Here is an 18189-nt window from a genome sequence, read left to right as displayed (position 1 = left end):
TATCGCCCGACAGCAGAACGCCTTGCCGCGAGGTGACCCCCGATAAGCGTGCCGGCCAGTCACCGCAGCGAAACCCGCTCGACGCGGTAACTGCCGGAAGAGATCCTATGAGCATGGAGTTCCTCTGTTACCACCGTGACCGGCTCGGCTCTGGGGCGCTGCGCGACGAGTTGGCGGAAGACCATTGGTCCTACATGGACCGGTACGCGAAAGAGATGATCGCCCGGGGCCCGACCCTCACCGACGACGGCGACACCCCCACCGGAAGCGTGCACATCGTCGACCTGCCCGATCCCGCCGCTGCCCGCGCGTTCGCCTTCGACGAGCCGAACTACCAGGCCGGCGTGTACCGGGACGTGCTGCTGCGACGGTGGCACAACGTACTGGGGCGCACCATGTGGGACTTCCCCGGCGGCCGGACCGGCGGCAACCGGTACCTGGTGCTCGGCCTCGGCACGCGGCGGGGCGCCGATGTCGCGCTGCCGGCCGACCGGGACGAGCTGATCGCCTACGGGCCCCTGCTGTCCGACAACGGCTCCATCCTGCTGGGCACGGCGGCGTTGGTCCGGGCACCGGACCCGGACACGGCACGCGCGATCCTGACCCCGGACCTGTACGCCGATGTCGAGGTGCACAACTGGCAGTTCGGCGGGCGCCCGTTGTGATCCGAGAACATCCGGCCGCTCTTGAGGGCGACAAAGATTCCCGGACAGCCCCCGCTGTGTTTGCGGGTGTCGTCTGCCCGAGTCAGCGTTCCACGGTGCCCGTTAGCCGGCCGCGGGCGAGGACGGGTGTGGAGATGGAGGACAGGAGAACGCGGGGCCTTGCCCGGTCCGGCGGGGTCCCGCCTGGGGGCGTGCCGAGGGGGGCGGCGAGGGCGAAGAGCTGGAAGGTGTAGTGGTGGGGTCCGTGACCCTTGATGGGTGCGGGGCCGTGGTACCCGCGACCGACGGTGGAGCGCAGCACCGTTACACCGGTGGCGGGCCGGCCGGCGGCGAGGGCTCCGGGAGCGAGGTCGCAGACCGCCGGGTCGATGAGGCCAAGGCAGTGGACGGCGGGCTTGGCCAGGGGGACGTCGGTGTCCTCGACTACCAGGAGGAGCTGGGCAGTGTCCGGCGGCGGCGGATTCCACGCAAGGTGGGGGGACAGGTTCTGGCCGCCGATGTTCTTGGCGCGGTGGTCCAGCGGGATGGAGCCGCCCTCGTCGAAGTGCTCGCTGCTGAGGTTCAGCAATTGGGGTCCGTGCAGGTTAGGCAGATTCCACGCCGCGTGGGTCTCGCCTGATCTGCGGTTCTTCAGGAGCTGGCCCAGCAGGGTCATCGCGTTGCCTCCAGCATGTCGAGGATTTCGCCAGTGGTAGCGGTTTCGCCCAGCTGGGGAACACGCGTCCGAGGCTGTGACGGTGCGCCTCGGCGTCCGGGTCGGTGATGGCGTCGGTGGCGAGAACGACATGGTAGCCATGGTCGGCAGCCGAGCGTGCGGTCGATTCGACGCCAGAACTGGTGGAGATGCCGGTGAGGACGACCTGTGTGGCGCCGAGGTCACGCAGGAGAGTTGTCGAGGCCGGTGTCGTGGAAAGCGCTGCGCCGCCGCTGGCTGATCAGATGGTCCGTCGGCTGCGTGTCGAGTTCGTCGATCAGATCGGTCCAGCCGGTCGGAAACGTGGCCGTGGCGCCGGCCCGGCCGCTTTCGGTACGCCCTGGAGCGCGCCCGGTGACGTTGACCAGGATCACGGGCAGGCCGTGCCTGCGGAACGCCGCCGCCAGGTCTGCCGACCGGCCCCGGACGCTGCGCGACGTGCGCGAGCGAATGGCTTACGCACAGCACAGAGGTGAGCCGGCCGCTGAGGCACTCGTACGGCGTGATCTGCCGTGACCGTTCACTCAGATTTCATGGTCCACCCACCGTCCTCAACTGGTGCCTCGCGCTCAGCTCCATGCCGGATCATGCACAACCGCGGCCACCGGTCGAGGCCGTGAGCCGCCTCCCGCGCTCGGATCTCCCGCAGGCCATGGCCGAGCTCATTCTCATCGAGGGGCCGGAAGCCGCAGCGGGCGTAGTACGGAGCGTTCCACGGAACGTCAGCGAACGTGGTGAGCGTCAGGGCGGAGATTCCGTCAGCCGCCGCCCGGTCCGCCACATGGTCCATCAGTGAGCGTCCGATGCCACGCCGGGCGCTGTCCGGATGCACCGACACCTGCTGGATGTGGAAGTTGCCGCCGACGCGGTCGGCGATGAGATACGCCACCGGGGAATTGGCTTCATTCACCGCGACCCAGGCCAGCCCGGCCCGCTGGTAGCGGGCCAGTTCGTCCAGGGACAGCGGCTCGTCATCGGCGATTTCCGGCATACCGATGTCGCGGAAGCACCGCCCCGCGGCCCTCTCGATGTCCTGGAGGATCGGCAGGTCGTCGGCATGGGCTGTTCGGACAGTCATTCACCTATTGTCCCTGGCAGTCCTGGCCAGTGCGATGCGATGCCGGGGCCCCGGCGCGCGGGCTCGTGGGAAAGGCGGGGAGCCGCCGGAAGTACGTACCTCCTCGGGCGTCCATGATTCGCACCGCACGCCGGTCGCGTTTCCCATAAAGTGCTGGCTGATGCCGGAAATCCGCCATGAGCCCATCGCACCGACCCGGACGCAGAGCCTGGCGGCCGGGGCGGAGGTCGACGCGCACCGGCACGACGACCATCAGATCGTGTACGCGGGCCAGGGTGTGCTGAGTGTGACGGCCAGCACGGGGACCTGGGTCGCACCCGCCACCCGCGCCATCTGGATTCCCGCCGGAACCGTCCATGCCCACCAGGCCCACGGAGATCTGGATATGCACCTGATCGGCCTGGAGACGGGGGACGACCCGATCGGTCTTGAGAAGCCAACTGTGCTCGCCGTCGGGCCCCTCCTGCGTGAACTCATCCTCGCCTACACCGCCGCCCCCCTCGACGACAGCCCCCAACGTACCCGGCTCCGCGCCGTGTTGCTGGACCAGCTGCGCGCCTCGCCCCATCAGCCCCTTCACCTGCCGACGCCCACTGTTCCCCAACTCAAGGAGCTGTGCGGCCTGTTGAAGTCCGACCCCGGCGACAACCGCACGCTCACCCAGCTCGGCCGGCACATCGGCGCCAGCAGCCGCACGCTGTCACGGCTGTTCCGGACCGATCTGAACATGACCTTCCCCCAGTGGCGCACCCAACTGCGCCTCCACCACGCCCTCGTGCTCCTCGCCGACAACACCCCGGTCACCACAACGGCCCATCAGTGCGGCTGGTCGTCCGCCAGCGCGTTCATCGATGTCTTCCACCGGACCTTCGGACACACCCCCGGAGCACACCCCGGCCCGGCCCGCGGTCAGCCGTAGACCTGGCGGCCCAGCCACTGGCCGCCGTCGATCACCATCGTCGTACCGGTGATGTAGCGCGAGCGTTCCTCCAGCAGGAAGAGGGCGGCCTCCGCGACCTCCTCCGGGGTGGTGAAGCGCCCGGCCGGCACACTGTCCAGCACCCGCGCACGGACCTCCGGCGTGGGCCACAGCGCGGCGCCGGCACCTTCGGTCTCCGTCGGGCCGGGAGCGATGCAGTTGACCCGCACCCCGCGCGCCCCCCACTCGGCGGCGAGGGTACGGGTCATCGCCAGTACCCCGCCCTTGGCCGCCGCGCTGTGGACGGTGCCGGGGTGGCCGTGCCAGGCGTAGCTGGCGATCACGTTGACGATCGCCCCGTCCCCCGCACCGAGCATGTGCTGCGCGGCAGCCCGGGTGGCGAAGAACGTACCGTTGAGGACGATGTCGACGACCGCGCGCCAGCCGTTCGGGGACAGGTCTTCGGCGGGCACGACGAAGTTGCCGGCGGCGTTGTTGACCAGGGCGTCCAGGCGCCCGTGCCGCGCGGCGACCGCGTCGATCGCGGCCGTCAGCGCGTCGGCGTCGCGGACATCGACGGAGGCCGTTTCCACTGTGCCGCCGGACTCCCGCGCGAGGCGCGCGGTCTCCTCCAGTGCCTCGGGGTGACGGCCGAGCACCGCGACGGTTCCGCCTGCTGCGGCATAGCGCAGAGCGATCGCACGGCCGATTCCGGAACCGCCGCCGGTGACGACGGCGACCCGGCCCGCGAGTTCAGCGGGGGGATTCTTCGTGGCGGGAGTGTTGGCGGGGGAAGTACTCACGGGGCAGTGCTCCTTGGGTGCGGGTTTCACCGGTGGAGATGGCGCCCGGCAGGGGCGGCACCGGTGAGGGTGATCAGTGCGTCGACGGCCAGGAGGCCGTCCGGGGCGACGCGGACGGGGTTGAGCTCGATCTCCGGCAGGTCGGGCCGCGCGGCGGCCAGCCGGGAGAGCCGGACGACCGTGTCGGCGAGCGCCCCGATGTCGGCCGGAGGGCGTCCACGCCAGCCGTCCAGCAGCGGAGCGCAGCGCAGCCGCGCGATCAGGGTGAGCGCGTCCTGGTGGGTGCACGGTGCGAGAGCCAGGGCGCTGTCGCGCCGGAGTTCCGTTTCGGTGCCGCCCGCACCGACCACGACCACCGGTCCGAAGGACGGGTCGCGGCGGGTGGCGACCACCATTTCGACAACGTGCGGGCGGCGGTCCAGTTCTTCGACGACGTACCGGCCTGGGCCGAGGCGCAGGGACATCTCCATGTAGGCGGCCTCCAGTGCGGTGGCGTCGCCCAGGCCGACCGCCACACCGCCGTGCTCGCTCTTGTGCTCCAGCCAGTCCGCTTTGAGGACGTACGGGGCCGTCAACCGGTCCGCCGCACCTCTGAGTTCGTCCAGGTCGGTGACCGGGACGGCGGGCGGGAACGCGACGCCGGCACCGGCGAGCAGAGCACGGGCGGAGAGGTATCCGAAGGCGGTCGGCGGGGCGGCGGAGGTACGCACACCCGTGCCCGCGGCCCGGGGTGTACGCACTTCCGCTGCGGGAGGTGTCCGTACATCCGCGACAGGAGGGGTGTCTGCTTCCCCCGCATGGGGTGTCCGTTCATCGCCCGCCACATCCTCCGGCCCCACCCGCTCCCGCGCGCCTCGTTCGGCGAGGCGGGCTGCCGTGCCCAGTGCGCCGACGGCAGTCTCGATGTCCTCGTAGGTGGGCACACCCGCCGCGCGCAGAGCCTCGGTGGTCGTGGTGGACCGGGCCATCGAGTGCACCAGCACCGGCAGTCCGTGCCGGATGGCCGAGCGGGCCAGCTCCAGGGCTACTTCGGTCTCGAGTTCCTGCTGGGCCGGGATGTCGCGGCCGTAACTGCCGAAGTATCCGCTCATCAGGACGGCGTCAGCGCCGCCCGAAGCAGCCACCAGGTCCACGACCCTTCCGTACGCACGCAGGTCCTGTTCGCCGCCGCCGGCCAGGTCGACCGGGTTGGCGGTGGCGGCCTGCGGTGGAAGGCCGGTCGCGACCGCGTGCCGGGTCGGCTGTGGCAGTGGCTCCACCAGCAGTCCGGCGCGCGAGGCCAGGTCGGCGGCGAGTGCGCCCTGTCCGCCGCTGTCGGTCACGACGACGACGCGCCGCCCGGTGGGGCGCGGCGCCCGGACGAGGAGCTGCGCTGCGGCGATCAGACGCGCGGGCGTCTCGGCCCGTACCGCGCCGGCTGTCTCGCACGCGGCGTCCACGATGTCCGTGGCGGTGGTCATCGCCCCGGTGTGCGACCGGGCGGCCTGCCGACCGGCGTCGCTGGCGCCGACGGTCAGCAGCAGTACGGGTTTTCCGGCCCGGCGCAGTGCGGTGAGGGCGGCGATCAGCGCGTGTCCGTCGCCGAAACTCTCCAGGTAGAGGGCGACGACGCGGGTGGCGTCGTGGCCGGCGAGGTCGGTGAGGACTTCGTGGGCCGTTACGTCCGCCTGACTGCCCACGGAGACGAACCGGGAGATCCCAAGACCGGCGTCGGCGGCAAGGCCGGCGAGTTCCAGTCCGAGCTGGCCGCTCTGCGAGACGATCGCGAGCGAGCCGGGCCTGAACTGCCCCCAGACCAGATAGAGTTCAGCGGATGCGTCATAGATGCCGAGGCAGTTGGGGCCGATCAGCCGGGCGCCGGCCCCGCGGACACGGGCGGCGAGCACGCGCTCGTCCTCGACTCCGGCGGTGATGGCCAGCAGGCCGCGTGCGCCCAGCGCCAGTGCCTCGTCCACGGCGGCGCCGAGTGCGGGGCCCGGCACGGCGAAGGCGACGAGTTCGGGGGCGCCGGGCAGTTCTCGCAGCGAACGCGCCGTTCGCTGTCCGAGTACGGCCCCTCCCCGGGCGTTCACCAGGTGGACGGTGCGCCGCGCGATTCCGGTCAGGGCGCCCCTGGCGAGCCAGTAACCCCACTTCGTAGGCGTAGCGCTGGCACCGACCACGGCGATGGACGCCGGGTCACGGAAGGCGTCAAGGCCGGTCACCGGTCCGCCCGCTGTCCCGGTCCGTCCGCCTTCGCCAGCGAGCGGGAGACGACCAGCCGCTGGATGTCGGATGTGCCTTCCTCGATCTCTTCGAGCTTGGCGTCGCGCATCCACTTCTCGACGAGGTACTCCTGCGAGTAGCCCCAGCCGCCCAGGGTCTGCACCGCGGACCAGGTGTTGGCCATGGCGTTCTCCGAACCGACCAGTTTCGCCATGGCGGCCTCGGAGGTGACCCGCTCGCCCCGGTCGAACAGGCGGGCCGCCCTGACCGCGAAGAGATGCGCCGCGTCGGTACGTACGGCCATGTCGGCGAGCCGGAAGGCCACCGCCTGGTGCTCGATGATCGGTACGCCGAACTGCACCCGGTCACGGGCGTAGCCGGTGGCGTAGTCGAGGGCGGCCCTGCACAGCCCCGCGCAGGAGGCGGCGATGAGGATGCGGGAGGCGTCGAAGGTCCGCATCAGGCCGAAGAAACCCTGTCCCTCGTCGCCCAGCCGGTCCGCGACCGGGACCCGTACGTCCGCCAGGAACACCTCGGCATTGACGATCGCCCGCTGGCCCATCTTGCGCATCGGCTTACCGACGGTCAGGCCGGGGGTATCCCGTTCTACCACGAACGCGGTCACGCCCTTGGCGCCCAGCGAGGGATCGACGGTGGCGAAGACGACGAAGCGCTGGGCGTACGGGGCGTTGGAGATCCACGCCTTCTGCCCGTTGAGCACATAGTGTCCGTCCGCCCCGGTGCCCGTGCGCACCGCGCGGGCACGGATACCGGCGGCGTCGGAGCCGTGGCCCGGTTCGGTGACCGCCAGCGCCGTCAGCGGCGGAGCGTCGCCGCACAGCGGGCTCAGCCAGCGCTGCTTCTGCTCGTCGGTGCCCAGCTCCAGGATGGGGTCGGCGAAGAACCCGGAGGAGGTCAGCAGGTTGCCGATCGCGATGTCGCCGTGGCACAGCTCCTCCTGCACCAGCACCTGGGTGAGCATGTCGGTGATGCCGCCACCGCCGTACTGCGCGGGAATCATGAAGGAAGCCAGGCCGATCCCGGCCGCCTTGGCCCACAGGTCGAGCGGCGACTCGGTCTGGGCGTCGTCGACCTCGCGGGCCCGGGGCCGGATCTCCTTCGCCGCGAATTCGCGGCTGAGCTGGAGGATCTGCCGCTGCTCGGTGCTGAGTTCGAGGACGTCGCGGATCTCGAAAGGCATGAATGCTCCCTGCGGTACGGATTACGGGTGCGGGTACTGGGCGGGTCGGTACGGGGATGTGGTGCGTGAGCCGAGTGCGGTCGGCCGGAAGGGCCGGCGGTCAGCTGCGGCCGGCGGCAGCGGGCGCGGGCTCGTCCATGGCGTCCGTCGACGTGGGAGCCGACAGCTTGGTGGCGAAGAAGGACGGCGCGCGGCGCTGCTGGACGAGCATCACCACGAGGCCCACGGCCAGTGCGCCGACACCGATGAGGAAGACACCGCCAATGTGCCAGTGCGGCGCGAAGGGAAGCGTCCAGGAGGTAACGCCGGAGTCCGGGTTCCAGTCGTTGCGCAGACTCCAGACCCCGGCTGCCACGAGGGTCAGCCCGCCGATGGCAGGCAGGACCCCCCGCAGCCACAGTTCGCCGGCGCTCCGGCGGACCGCACGGCGGTGGGCCCAGGCCGAGGTGATCCCGGTGAGGCCGTAGTAGAGGGCGATCATCAGTCCGCAGGAGGAGACGGCGTCACCGATCACATGCCCGTGGGCCAGGAAGTTCATCACCAGGTAGACCACTCCGCCGGCCACACCGGTGGCGACCGTCCCGGCCTTCGGCACGGAGAAGCGGGGGTGCACGGTGCCGAGGGAACCGGGCAGCGCCCGGTGCCTCGCCATGGCCAGCATGGTGCGCCCGAGGGTGAGTACGGTCGTCTCGGTCGACGCGGCAGCGGAGGACAGCACCATCAGGACCATGAGGTGCCACATCACCGAGCCGAAACCGGTGGTGCCGAACACGGCACCCCCCAGGGCGGAGAAGACGTCGCCCGAGTGGTCAGGATTGGCCAGGCCGCTGCCGGTCGTGCCGATACCGGCGAACGAGACGGTCGCGTACGTGGCGCCGAGGTAGAGCGCCAGCAGCAACAGCGTCGACAGTGTGGCGGCCCGGCCCGGCGTCCGACGGCGGTCGGCCGTCTCCTCATTGACCGTCAGGGCGGTCTCCCAGCCCCAGTAGATGAACAGCATCAGCACCAGGCCGCTGGCGAAGGCGCTCGGTGAGGAGATCGCGAACGGGTCGAGCCACGACAGCCGCGGATGCCGGGCACCCGCGCCCGCGTGGCCTGTGTAGACACGGACGAGCGCGACGATGGAGAAGATCACCAGCATGGCGAACTCCAGGAAGAGCAGCGCTCGCTGGACGGCGGCCGCGACCTCGATGCCCCGATAGCAGACAGCGGTCATCAGGGCGATCCAGCCCAGACCGACGGCCAGCACCCAGGGGCTCGACGGGTCCTCGCCGATGCCCTGCGCGCCGAACAGCAGGAACACGTACTGGCCTGCCACCTGCGCGAGGCTGCCCATGACCAGGACGAACGAGGCGATGATCGCCCAGCCGCCCATGAAGCCGGTGCGCGGGCCCAGCGAGCGGCTGGCCCAGGTGAAGATCGTTCCGCAGTCGGGGTCGGAGCGGTTGAGCGCCGCGTAGCCGAAGGACACGAACAGGATCGGGACGAAGGCCAGCACCACGACCGCCGGCGCCTGGAAGCCGACGGCTGCGACGACGAAGGCGAGTGTGGCGGCGAGGCTGTAGGCGGGGGCGGCCGATGCCGTCGCCAGAATCAGGCTGGTGACCATGGACAGCGCCCCGGGCCGCAGCCCCTTGGACTGGGCTTCGGCCGAGCCGGTCGGCTCGGACTGTTCGGTGGTTGCCATGGATGCTCCTCTTGCTCACGGAGTGGAGGGCCGGCCGGGATGTACAGCAGCGCGCAGGAGCACCCGGGGCGGGCCTTCGCGGCAGGGGTGGAGTCGTGGATTCGCAGTGCCGCGGGTCCGCAGGGTCACGGGAACGCTGTGTCGCTGTGTCGCTGGCGTCACCGAGTCGCAATACTGATTGGTGCGTCACCATTGCTGATGCCGGAACCACAGTCAAGGGGAGCGGACAAAGTTGATCGCAATAGTTGACTGATGGTTCAGTCTTGCTCCACGCTCGTCCCCATGAGGTCACAGACCGAACCCGAGCAGACCGAGCCCACACCGGCCCCCACGTCGGCTCCGCCCGCCCCGGCGCACCGCGCACCGGACGAACGCGTGCCGACCGACCCGGCCGGAGCCCGGCCCGTCATGACGGACGTTGTCGTCGTCGGCGCCGGCTACGCGGGGCTCAGCGCCGCGCTCCGGCTGTGCGAACAGGGCCTCGATGTCGTCGTACTGGAGGCATCCTCCCGCGTCGGCGGCCGGGTGCTGAGCGAGGAGCGCCCATCGGGCGCAGTGGTGGACCACGGCGGCCAGTGGGCGGGCCCGACGCAGAAGCACCTGCTGGCGCTGGCCGAACGCTTCGGCTGCCGGACCTTCCCCACCTGGGAGTCCGGACAGCACATCGAGGTCTGGCACGACGGGTCACGCGTCGGATACGCGGGGGCCGCACCGGCCTCCGGCCCCGGAATCGCCGAGTACCACCGGATCACCGCGCTGCTGGACGACCTGGCACTGACCGTCGACCCCGAACAGCCCTGGCTGACACCGCACTTCACGGAGTGGGACGGTCTGAGCGCAGAGTCGTTCTTCCGCGAGCAGACCGCCGACCCGGATGCCCTGGTCCGCCTGGGCCTCGCCGTACAGGGCGTGTGGTGTGCCGAACCGCGCGAGATCTCACTGTTCCACGTGCTGTTCTACATACGGTCCGCGGGAAGTTACGAGCAGCTCATGGAGACCCGGGACTGTGCCCAGGACCGGCGGTTCGCCAGGGGCGCGGCCGGCCCCGCGCGTGCCGTCGCCGAGCTGCTCGGCGACCGGGTCCGGCTGGGCGAGCGGGTGTGCGGCCTGGAGCAGCAGGGGGCCGGGGTCCGGGTGCGCACCGCTGCCGGTACGGTCGTACGGGCCCGCCGCGCGGTCGTGGCCCTGCCACCGCCGGCGGCCCGCTCCATCGTGTTCAGCCCCGCACTGCCGGAGCCCCGCTCAGGCTGGATCGCGCACACTCCCATGGGGCGGGTGGCCAAGGTCCATGCCGTGTACCCCGAACCGTTCTGGCGGGCGGACGGTCTGTCCGGCATCGCGACGCTCTACGGTCCGCTGCCGGTCGGTGTCGTCTTCGACAACTCCCCCGAGGACGGGTCGACGGGCGTCCTCGTGGCCTTCGTCTACGGAGACCGGGCCGGCTCCTGGGCCGGACTGGACCGGGAGCAGCGCCGCACGGCCGTACTCGGCAGTCTCCGCGCCGTCGTGGGAGAGCGTGCGGAACGGCCGGTCGACTACACCGAAACCCTGTGGGAGGACGACGAGTTCGCCCGGGGCGGCTACGCGGCCTATGTGGCCCCCGGCGGCTGGAGCGGTTACGGAGAGCACGGCTGGCGGGAGCCGACCGGTGCGGTGCACTGGGCCGGAACCGAGACCGCGACGGTCTGGAACGGCTACATCGACGGTGCCATCGCGTCCGGCTACCGCGCCGCCGACGAGATCGCCGAGGCCCTCACCGCTCCCACCGCCGTCCTTGCGCACAAGCACGGCTGACGTCCCGGCCCGGCATACCGCCGGGGGCGGCCGGTCGAGCATAATGGGCCCGCCATGGCGAAGGAGACTCAGACAACCGCGAATCCGTCCGGCTCAGGGGGTCAGGAACCTGACCGGCCCCCGGAGACCGCGGCCGACCGGGCGCGCCGGGTGGTACTCGCCGCCGACGTCAGCCAGCGCGAGTTCGCCGGCCTCATCGGGATGGACCCCACAGCGCTGTCGAAGGCGCTGCGCGGCACCCGCAGGCTCCAGGACCACGAACTCGCCGCCATCGCCCGCGTCGGCAAGGTGCCGGTGCGGTATCTGGTGACGGGCAGCGGCCGCGAACCGGTGGCCCTGGCGCGTGCCGCCGCGGGGGGCGCACGGCGGCGGGCCGAGTCCCTGGACGCCGATGTGCGCCGGGTCCAGATCCTCGAAGCCACCGCGCGGCTGATCGCCCGCCGGGGCATCCACGCCGTCCGGGTCGCCGACATCGCCCGGGAGTGCGGCACCAGCACCGGCACCGTGCATTACCACTTCCCGGCGAAGAACGGCGCCCTGCGCGCCGCGCTCAGCTACTGCGCCGACCGGCTGCACGCCCGGCTGCGGAGCGAGTTCGAGCAGGTCGGCGACCCCGTGGAGATGCTGCGCAGGCTGGTCGAGGTCCAACTGCCCAGCAGCAGGGAGGATATCGACGAGTGGTCGGTGTGGATCCAGTCGTGGACGGCCGCCATGCTGGAGCCCTCGCTGCGCGACGCACAGCGGGCGGCCTACTCGCGCTGGCGTGAGACCGTTCTGAGCCTCATCCGGCACTGTCAGCGTGAGGGCCTGGCACCCGATGCCGACCCTGAAGCCCTGACCAGCCGTTTCACCAGCCTGGTGGACGGGCTGGCGATCCAGATGCTGTCGGGCAGCGCCGAGATGCCGGTGGAGCGCATGCGCGAACTGCTCCTGGACGCCTTCGAACCGCACATCACACTGCGCCACTTCGGCTGACCCACCCGGGCAGGTCCCGGCCCCGCCACCAGCGCGCACCACTGGGGACAGGACCGGGACCGGTGAAGACCGCCGTACAGCACCGCGGCGCTCGCCGCTATGTCGGTTTGACCACCTGCAGCTTGGCCCGGCGTACGACCTGGGGGCCCACCTCGGCCGCTCGGGCCACCAGCGCGTGGCCGTCCCAGTCCTGCGGCCAGCCGTCCCACAGCCGCAGCCTGCCGTCCACGACTACCGCGGTGATCTGGTCCCGGTTCGAGAGGCGGACCAGCTCCCAGCGCAGGTCGTACGACGGCGTGAGTTCCGGGACGTTCACGTCCACGACGAGGAAGTCCGCTGCCTTGCCGACGGCGATCTCACCGGTCACCCGGCTCAGCCCGACGGCGTCGGCACTCAGTCTCGTGGCATGGTCGAGCCAGAGCCGTCCGGCGCCGCACGAGGAGTCTCCCGTCGCCAGACCGGACGTCAGCCGCTGCGCGGACTCCGCCGCGTCGACCAGCCGGAACCCGTCGCCACGGGTGCCGTCCGTCCCCGTACCGAACCGCACGTCCATCGCGGCCATCATGGTTGCCTGCGCGACGGCGTTGCCCTTCCAGGCGCTGGCCACCGGGTTGTAGCTGATGGCCGCGCCGGAGTCCGCGAGCTGACGCATCTCGGTGGGGGTGGTCAGAGTGGCGTGCGCGCCGAGGAGGTGCGGGCCGAGCGCGCCGATGTGGTGCAGGTAGTCGATGGGGCGCCGGCCCACACTCTTCAACGAGCGTTCCACGGAGGCGAGATGTTCGTTGACATGGATCTGGAACACCGCACCGGCCTCCGCGCACATGTCCGCGGTCCTCTTGATGACCGCGGCCGTCGCGTCCTCGGGGACGGCGATGGCCAGGGAGGGGTGGATCAGCGGGTGGCCGCCCCACCGTCCGAGGTGTTCGGGGCCGCCCTTCCCGTCGGAGACGATCTTGGAGAGCACACAGCGGATCCCGGCTTCCTCGGTGGCCTTGGCCAGCGGCCCGACATCGACCGGGGCGCGGGTCCCCGCGTCCGCGACGGTGGTGAAGCCGCCGCGCAGCGCTTCCAGCGCGGCCAGCTTCGTCGAGAGGTAGGCGGTGTCCTCGTCCAGCGCGTGTTCCAGCGGTTCCCAGACGGTCTTGAAGATCTCCGAAGGCTGTCCGAACGACTTGGCCTTGCCGAAGCTCTGGGTCAGATGGTGGTGGGCGTCGATGAAGCCCGGCATCAGCAAGTGCCCGTCAAGACGGACGGGGTGCAGGTCCCGGTGGGCGGCGATGAGCCGCTCGGCCGGACCGATCTCCCGGAATTTCCCGGCCTCCACCAGGACGGCCTGTCCCCGTACCGGCCCGTCCGCGAGAAGCAGCAGTTCGGGTACGAGCAGCATGCGCTTGCCCGACAACTGGTCAGACCGGAACGTGCGCGTGCCGCCGGCCCGGGCGTCCGCGCTGTGTGCCGCCGCGGGGGCGGCGTAAGCCGCGCCCCCTGCGTGGATGTTGCCGGGAGGCTCGGCGGCGGCGCTCGGACCGGCCGCCACGGACGCTCCGAGGAGCCCGCCCGCGCCGGTCAGTCCGACCTTGGCGAGGAACCCGCGCCGCCCGACACCGCCCTGGCCCCCGCCCCGCCCTGCGGCCGGTCCCCGGCCCTGCTGCCCGCCGGACCGTTCCTGTACTGGATTCCGCTGGTCCCCGTTGGAGGGATCCCGCTGCCCGTCGTTCGCCAACCCGCTCGCCTGCTTTCCGTCCGTGCCCGACTGACCGTTCGTACAGAGGCATCCGCGCACGGGCAGCAGCGGGTGTGCCGCGCACATGACGGAGCCGGAGATCACCGGCGTACGAGGTCGACCGCGCCGGGTGGCCCGACCCTAGAACCATGCCAAGAAGCGGAACAAGCCTTCCGACATACGGGATTTGGCTGGTCGGAGCGGGGGCGGCGGAATGAATCCCCGACAGTGCCCAACCCCTGGCCAGAGCACTGTGGGACGGGCGGGGGGTGGCGTAACCTCGCGGAAACATTCGCGGACCCCTGCGGCTCACTCCCCCACGAGGCCGTCCACCGATTCCCTGATGAGGTCGGCATGGCCGATGTGGCGGGCGTACTCCTCGATCAGGTCCAGCAGGATCCGCCGCAGGTTGGGTGAATCGCCCGCGGAGGTGGTGAAGCGGCCGAGCTGTTCCGGACCGCCGCGGGTGAGCGCATCGGCCACCAGGAAGCGCGAGCGGGCAGCGGCGCCCTTCCAGAGGGCCAGCAGTTCGCCTGGGTTGTCCTGGGCGGCCGACTTCCACTCCCAGTCGGGCTCGGCGTCCCAGTCCACCGCACCCCACGGCGCCCCCGCCGGCTGCGCGAGCAGGAGCCGGGCGACATGGGTGTCCTCGACGTTGGCCATGTGCTTGAGGAGTCCGCCCAGCGTCACGGAGGAGACACCGACCGTGGCCCACATGCCTGCCGCGTCCAGGCCGCCGCACTTCCACGCCAGCGTCGCGCGCTGGCGCTCCAGGGAACCCAGGAGAGCAGCGGCCTCGTCACCGGCGAGGGGCGGCTAAGGGCTGTCCCGCAATTCCTGGTGGATCAGCGCGCGGCGTCAGATGCGGTGCATCGCAAGGCGGAGGGACGTCCGCATACTGGATGTATGTGGACGTTCCGACAACGCGGCGAGGTGCCGTAGCTGTCGTCGCGCGCCCGCCGGGAATTGCGGGACAGCCCTTAGGCGGTTCTGTCCGTCGATGTCAGTCATGGGCGGAGCCTAGTGGGAGGCCCGTTGCCGGACCAGAGAATCATCCCGGGCCCGCCTACGCGATCACGCTCTCGATGAAGGCCATCACGTTGTTCCGGGTCCTGGCGACCTTCTCGTCCACGGACAGGGTCTCCTTGAATGCCCACCCGGCGCCGGTCGGCTTCTTGCCCCGTACATAGAGCGAGCAAGCCAGATCGGTGCAGAGGTACTGGCCGACCGTGTTGCCCTGGCGGCCGGCCTCGCCGGGGCGGCGCGCGGTCATCAGCACCACCCTGCCGCTGGTATGGGTCGTGAGGCAGAGCGAGCACATGCTGCGGGAGGTGAAGCCGCGACTGGCCCCGCTCGGCGCGCGCAGCACGAGGCCGAGCAGACGGCCGTCGTCCTCGGCGACGAGATAGGCGCGGTCGGGGGCGCCGGGGTCGCGCCAGCCGAGGAAGTCGAGGTCGCCCCACGGGAGCTCCTCCAGATCCCTGGGGATGTTCACCCGCTTGGCCTCGCCCTTGGAACAGTTCATAAAAGAGTTACGGATGTCAGTCTCACTGAGGTGTCTCACATCAGTCGACGCTAGCTGGCCTAATATATTTAGGCAAACACTTTATTCCATTAGCTTGCGGAGGACGCATGGCACGACCGGGCATCACCCCCGAACGCCTCACCAGGACGGCGGCGGAGCTCGCGGACGAGATCGGCTTCGACAACCTGACTCTCACGGCGGTGGCACGCAGGCTCGGCGTCAAGGACCCGAGCCTGTACGCGCACATCCGCAACGTGCGCGAACTGAAGACGCGAGTCGCGCTGCTGGCCCTTGAGGAACTGGCCGACGCGGCGGGCGCCGCACTGGCCGGGCGTGCGGGCAAGGACGCGCTGGTGGCGTTCGCCAACGCGTACCGGGACTACGCCAAGGCGCATCCCGGCCGCTACGCCGCGGCCCAGTTCGAAATCGACAAGGAGGCGGCCCTCAACAGCGCGGCGCCCCGGCAGTCGCAGATGACCCGGGCGCTCCTGCGCGCCTACGGCCTGCCGGAGCCCGACGAGACCGACGCGGTGCGGTTCCTGCACAGCACATTCCACGGGTACGTGAGCCTCGAGAGAGTGGGCGGCTTCAGCCACACCCCGCGTGACGCGGACGCCTCCTGGGCCTATGCCCTGGACAGCCTCGACTTCGCCCTGCGCAACCGGCCGGCAGGCTGACCGGCCGCGGCGCCCCGCCGCCCCCACGGCCGGGGGCCGGCGACCCACGAACGCCCCCTTGACCCCGGTGGCGCGGCACCGCAGCACCACTGCACCACCGCAGCGCCGTTCGTGAGCCGCCCCGTTTCCCTGCGGTCAGCCGCTGACGCTCGGCGCCCCGGTCTCGATGTGGCCGGTGTACCGGCGCGACCAGGTGCTGTCGCAGTCGGCCGTGACGGTGAAGTCGTACCAGCCCTTCGAGAGGGACACCGCGTTGAAGTAGTCCTCGGCAGTGCCTCCCGCCGGCACCGTGTAGGTCCACGGCCCGTCCGTACGGTAGTTGGCGGCCGTGACGGTGAACTTGACGGCCGCCGATGACGTGTTGGTGAAGGTGAACCAGATGGCCTGCTTGCCGGTGTTCGGCGCCACCGCGTATCTGGCCGCCACCTCCACGGCCTTCCCCGCCTTCGACGCGTCGCCGGCGAACCGGCGCTGGAAGCGGTTGGGGCCCATCAGCGTGAAGTCGTACTTCCCCGAGCCGTACCCCGCGCCGACATTGAAGTAGTCAGTCGCCGAGCCGCCGGGGGCGACGGTGTACTGCCATGGTTCCGTCGACCGGTAGGCGTTGGGGTGGATGGAGAAGTGCGCGGCGCTCTTCGCCGGGGCGCCCACGTTGGACATGCCGAACCAGGCCAGGATCTTTCCGGCCGAACCGAATTCCAGCCGGTCCAGATTCGCGTTCGGCTGGTACGGAAGCGCACGGGCCGGCCGGGTGCCGCTCTCCTGCGCGGGAAGGGCGTTGGTCTGTGGAGCCGGGTTCGGCAGCGATGTACAACTGTCGATCCCGATCACCTTCGCGGTGGACGGGAGGCCGGAAGGCACTCCGTACACCGGTGCGGTGAAGTCGAAGACCCCCGTGAGGTCGCCGGTTACCCTGCGCCGCCAGGCGCTGATGTTCGGGCAGGCGGCCGGGGTGCCGAGGGCCGTGGTCCAGGTCTCCAGGAAGCGGAGCACCGACGTGTGGTCGAAGACCTCCGACGACACCCAGCCGCCCCGGGTCCAGGGCGACATCACGACCATCGGCACCCGGAAGCCGAGTCCGAACGGGACCCCGTTCAGGAACTCGCCCGGCTCGTCGGCGGGTGGTGACGGCGGGGGTACGTGGTCGAAGAAGCCGTCGTTCTCGTCGTAGTTGAGGAAGAGGACCGTCGAGTCGAACACGTCCTGGTCGGCCGCGAGCGCCCGGTAGACCAGGTTGACGAAGTGCGCGCCGTCGCCGGGCGGGGCGTACGGGTGCTCCGAGAACCCCTGGTTCGGGACCACCCACGACACCTGCGGGAGCGTGCCCGCCAGGACGTCGGCCTTGATGGCCGCGGCGATGTCGTCGGGGGTGGACCCGGTGGTGGCCGGTACGGAGGCCATGCCCCGGTCGTGGAGCGGGTCGCCCGCAGCGGCATTGGTGAACTTGGTGAAGTACGCGAGGCCGTTGTCGCCGAAGTTGTCCTCGGCGTTCTGGTAGAGCTTCCAGCTCACCCCGGCCCGCTGCAGCGCCTCGGCGTAGGTCTCCCAGGTCAGCCCGGACTCGTCGCCGCCGTCGTTGCTGGAGGAGTCGACCTTGCCGCTCCAGAGGTACGTACGGTTGGGGCCGGTCGCACTGAGAGTGGACGAGAAGTACCCGTCGCACACGGTGTAGTTGTCGGCCAGCGCGTAGTGGAAGGGCATGTCGCCGCGGTCGAGGTAGCCGAGCGTACGGACGTTGCCGACCCCCGAAACCCAGTTGTCCAGGCGGCCCTTGTTCCAGGCGGAGTGCTGCGAGGACCAGCTGTGCGGCAGATCGCCGTTGCACTGGGCGAGGGTCTCGCCGTCGACCCCGCCGGCCGCCGGGGTGGAGCTGAGCTTCCACGGGTACTGGCGCCCGAGGCCGTTCGGCTGGTTGAACACGGACTGCCCGCCGGACAGCGATATACCGCTGCGGTCGTCAAAGCCCCGGACCCCCTTGAGCCGCCCGAAGTAGTGGTCGAAGCTGCGGTTCTCCTGCATCAGGACAACGACGTGCTTGACGTCCCTGACCGTTCCGGTCGCGGCGGCCGCCCGGTTCGCGGCCTCGGCGCGGTTTCCCGTGCCCATCGGAACGACGGCACCGGCAACCGCCCCCGCGCCGAGCGCCACGAAGCCTCTTCGACTGATCGGTGTCATCCGCCCTGCCCTCGCCTAGGAATCAGTTGCGCATATGTGACTGCGATTGCGCTATATCGCGCACAAGG

Annotated in this window: 17 protein-coding genes; 5 read left to right on the top strand and 12 right to left on the bottom strand. The window is 70.7% G+C overall.

Annotated elements, in window-relative coordinates; all coding sequences use genetic code 11:
• Positions 1-113 precede the first annotated feature (113 nt).
• Complete coding sequence (locus tag OG452_RS33905; protein WP_327299876.1) at positions 114-665, top strand: YciI family protein; 552 nt, start codon at positions 114-116, stop codon at positions 663-665.
• An 82-nt stretch (positions 666-747) separates the two neighbouring features.
• On the opposite strand, the gene OG452_RS33900 is transcribed toward OG452_RS33905, so the two are convergent.
• The 4 genes from OG452_RS33900 to OG452_RS33880 all read right to left on the bottom strand — a co-directional run bounded on the left by OG452_RS33900 (position 748) and on the right by OG452_RS33880 (position 2437).
• Positions 748-1320, bottom strand: coding sequence for a YbhB/YbcL family Raf kinase inhibitor-like protein (locus tag OG452_RS33900; protein ID WP_327299367.1), 573 nt, complete (start codon positions 1318-1320; stop codon positions 748-750).
• Positions 1250-1510, bottom strand: a complete 261-nt coding sequence (locus OG452_RS33895; protein WP_327299875.1) for an isochorismatase family protein — start codon at positions 1508-1510, stop codon at positions 1250-1252. Before OG452_RS33895 ends, OG452_RS33900 begins: the two co-directional genes overlap by 71 nt.
• 31 nt (positions 1511-1541) lie before the next feature.
• Complete coding sequence (locus OG452_RS33890) at positions 1542-1739, bottom strand: hypothetical protein (protein ID WP_327299874.1); 198 nt, start codon at positions 1737-1739, stop codon at positions 1542-1544.
• 140 nt (positions 1740-1879) lie between these two features.
• Positions 1880-2437 carry a GNAT family N-acetyltransferase gene (locus tag OG452_RS33880; RefSeq protein ID WP_327299366.1) on the bottom strand — a complete coding sequence of 186 codons (558 nt, stop codon included), beginning with the start codon at positions 2435-2437 and terminating at the stop codon, positions 1880-1882.
• 160 nt (positions 2438-2597) lie between these two features.
• Here OG452_RS33880 and OG452_RS33875 point away from each other — a divergent pair, with 160 nt between their 5' ends.
• The gene (locus OG452_RS33875; RefSeq protein WP_327299365.1) at positions 2598-3356 is read left to right on the top strand and encodes an AraC family transcriptional regulator; all 759 of its coding nucleotides are present in this window, start codon (positions 2598-2600) and stop codon (positions 3354-3356) included.
• Here the strand turns inward: OG452_RS33875 and OG452_RS33870 are convergent.
• The 4 genes from OG452_RS33870 to OG452_RS33855 all read right to left on the bottom strand — a co-directional run bounded on the left by OG452_RS33870 (position 3347) and on the right by OG452_RS33855 (position 9252).
• Entirely contained in the window at positions 3347-4159 is an 813-nt protein-coding gene (locus tag OG452_RS33870; RefSeq protein WP_327299364.1) for an SDR family oxidoreductase, read from the bottom strand. The genes OG452_RS33875 and OG452_RS33870 overlap by 10 nt on opposite strands.
• Positions 4160-4185: 26 nt before the next feature.
• Positions 4186-6363, bottom strand: a complete 2178-nt coding sequence (locus OG452_RS33865) for an acetate--CoA ligase family protein (protein WP_327299363.1) — start codon at positions 6361-6363, stop codon at positions 4186-4188.
• Positions 6360-7565 (bottom strand): acyl-CoA dehydrogenase family protein, encoded by a 1206-nt coding sequence (locus OG452_RS33860; RefSeq protein WP_327299362.1) that lies wholly within the window; start codon positions 7563-7565, stop codon positions 6360-6362. Before OG452_RS33860 ends, OG452_RS33865 begins: the two co-directional genes overlap by 4 nt.
• Positions 7566-7665: 100 nt before the next feature.
• A complete protein-coding gene (locus tag OG452_RS33855; RefSeq protein WP_327299361.1) occupies positions 7666-9252 on the bottom strand; it encodes an APC family permease in 1587 nt (528 codons plus the stop codon).
• Between the two features lie 282 nt (positions 9253-9534).
• On the opposite strand from OG452_RS33855, the gene OG452_RS33850 reads away from it, so the two are divergent.
• Positions 9535-11046, top strand: coding sequence for a flavin monoamine oxidase family protein (locus OG452_RS33850; RefSeq protein WP_327299360.1), 1512 nt, complete (start codon positions 9535-9537; stop codon positions 11044-11046).
• 54 nt (positions 11047-11100) lie between these two features.
• Entirely contained in the window at positions 11101-12021 is a 921-nt protein-coding gene (locus OG452_RS33845; RefSeq protein WP_327299359.1) for a TetR/AcrR family transcriptional regulator, read from the top strand.
• A gap of 97 nt (positions 12022-12118) precedes the next feature.
• Here the strand turns inward: OG452_RS33845 and OG452_RS33840 are convergent, their stop codons facing one another.
• The 3 genes from OG452_RS33840 to OG452_RS33830 form a co-directional block, all read right to left on the bottom strand.
• Positions 12119-13831, bottom strand: a complete 1713-nt coding sequence (locus tag OG452_RS33840; RefSeq protein ID WP_327299358.1) for an amidohydrolase family protein — start codon at positions 13829-13831, stop codon at positions 12119-12121.
• Positions 13832-14053: 222 nt separating this feature from the next.
• A complete protein-coding gene (locus OG452_RS33835; protein ID WP_327299873.1) occupies positions 14054-14518 on the bottom strand; it encodes a mycothiol transferase in 465 nt (154 codons plus the stop codon).
• Positions 14519-14810: 292 nt separating this feature from the next.
• Positions 14811-15308 (bottom strand): FBP domain-containing protein, encoded by a 498-nt coding sequence (locus tag OG452_RS33830; protein ID WP_327299357.1) that lies wholly within the window; start codon positions 15306-15308, stop codon positions 14811-14813.
• Positions 15309-15376: 68 nt separating this feature from the next.
• On the opposite strand from OG452_RS33830, the gene OG452_RS33825 reads away from it, so the two are divergent.
• Positions 15377-15946, top strand: a complete 570-nt coding sequence (locus tag OG452_RS33825; protein ID WP_327299356.1) for a TetR/AcrR family transcriptional regulator — start codon at positions 15377-15379, stop codon at positions 15944-15946.
• Between the two features lie 135 nt (positions 15947-16081).
• Here the strand turns inward: OG452_RS33825 and OG452_RS33820 are convergent, their stop codons facing one another.
• Positions 16082-18121, bottom strand: a complete 2040-nt coding sequence (locus OG452_RS33820; protein ID WP_327299355.1) for a phosphocholine-specific phospholipase C — start codon at positions 18119-18121, stop codon at positions 16082-16084.
• Between the last annotated feature and the right edge of the window lie 68 nt (positions 18122-18189).

Origin of the sequence: Streptomyces sp. NBC_01197 (assembly GCF_036010505.1) — a bacterium.
Taxonomy (GTDB): Bacteria; Actinomycetota; Actinomycetes; order Streptomycetales; family Streptomycetaceae; genus Streptomyces.
Note: the sequence above shows the minus strand (reverse complement) of the source record. Positions and strands in the feature narration are given on the sequence as shown.

Bases quoted from the DNA above. Each gene is read 5' to 3' on its own strand.
- OG452_RS33855 (WP_327299361.1), bottom strand. From the start codon at position 9,252: ATGGCAACCACCGAACAGTCCGAGCCGACCGGCTCGGCCGAAGCCCAG.
- OG452_RS33900 (WP_327299367.1), bottom strand. From the start codon at position 1,320: ATGACCCTGCTGGGCCAGCTCCTGAAGAACCGCAGATCAGGCGAGACC.
- OG452_RS33840 (WP_327299358.1), bottom strand. From the start codon at position 13,831: ATGTGCGCGGCACACCCGCTGCTGCCCGTGCGCGGATGCCTCTGTACG.
- OG452_RS33860 (WP_327299362.1), bottom strand. From the start codon at position 7,565: ATGCCTTTCGAGATCCGCGACGTCCTCGAACTCAGCACCGAGCAGCGG.
- OG452_RS33850 (WP_327299360.1), top strand. From the start codon at position 9,535: ATGAGGTCACAGACCGAACCCGAGCAGACCGAGCCCACACCGGCCCCC.
- OG452_RS33845 (WP_327299359.1), top strand. From the start codon at position 11,101: ATGGCGAAGGAGACTCAGACAACCGCGAATCCGTCCGGCTCAGGGGGT.
- OG452_RS33905 (WP_327299876.1), top strand. From the start codon at position 114: ATGGAGTTCCTCTGTTACCACCGTGACCGGCTCGGCTCTGGGGCGCTG.
- OG452_RS33875 (WP_327299365.1), top strand. From the start codon at position 2,598: ATGCCGGAAATCCGCCATGAGCCCATCGCACCGACCCGGACGCAGAGC.
- OG452_RS33880 (WP_327299366.1), bottom strand. From the start codon at position 2,437: ATGACTGTCCGAACAGCCCATGCCGACGACCTGCCGATCCTCCAGGAC.
- OG452_RS33820 (WP_327299355.1), bottom strand. From the start codon at position 18,121: ATGACACCGATCAGTCGAAGAGGCTTCGTGGCGCTCGGCGCGGGGGCG.
- OG452_RS33825 (WP_327299356.1), top strand. From the start codon at position 15,377: ATGGCACGACCGGGCATCACCCCCGAACGCCTCACCAGGACGGCGGCG.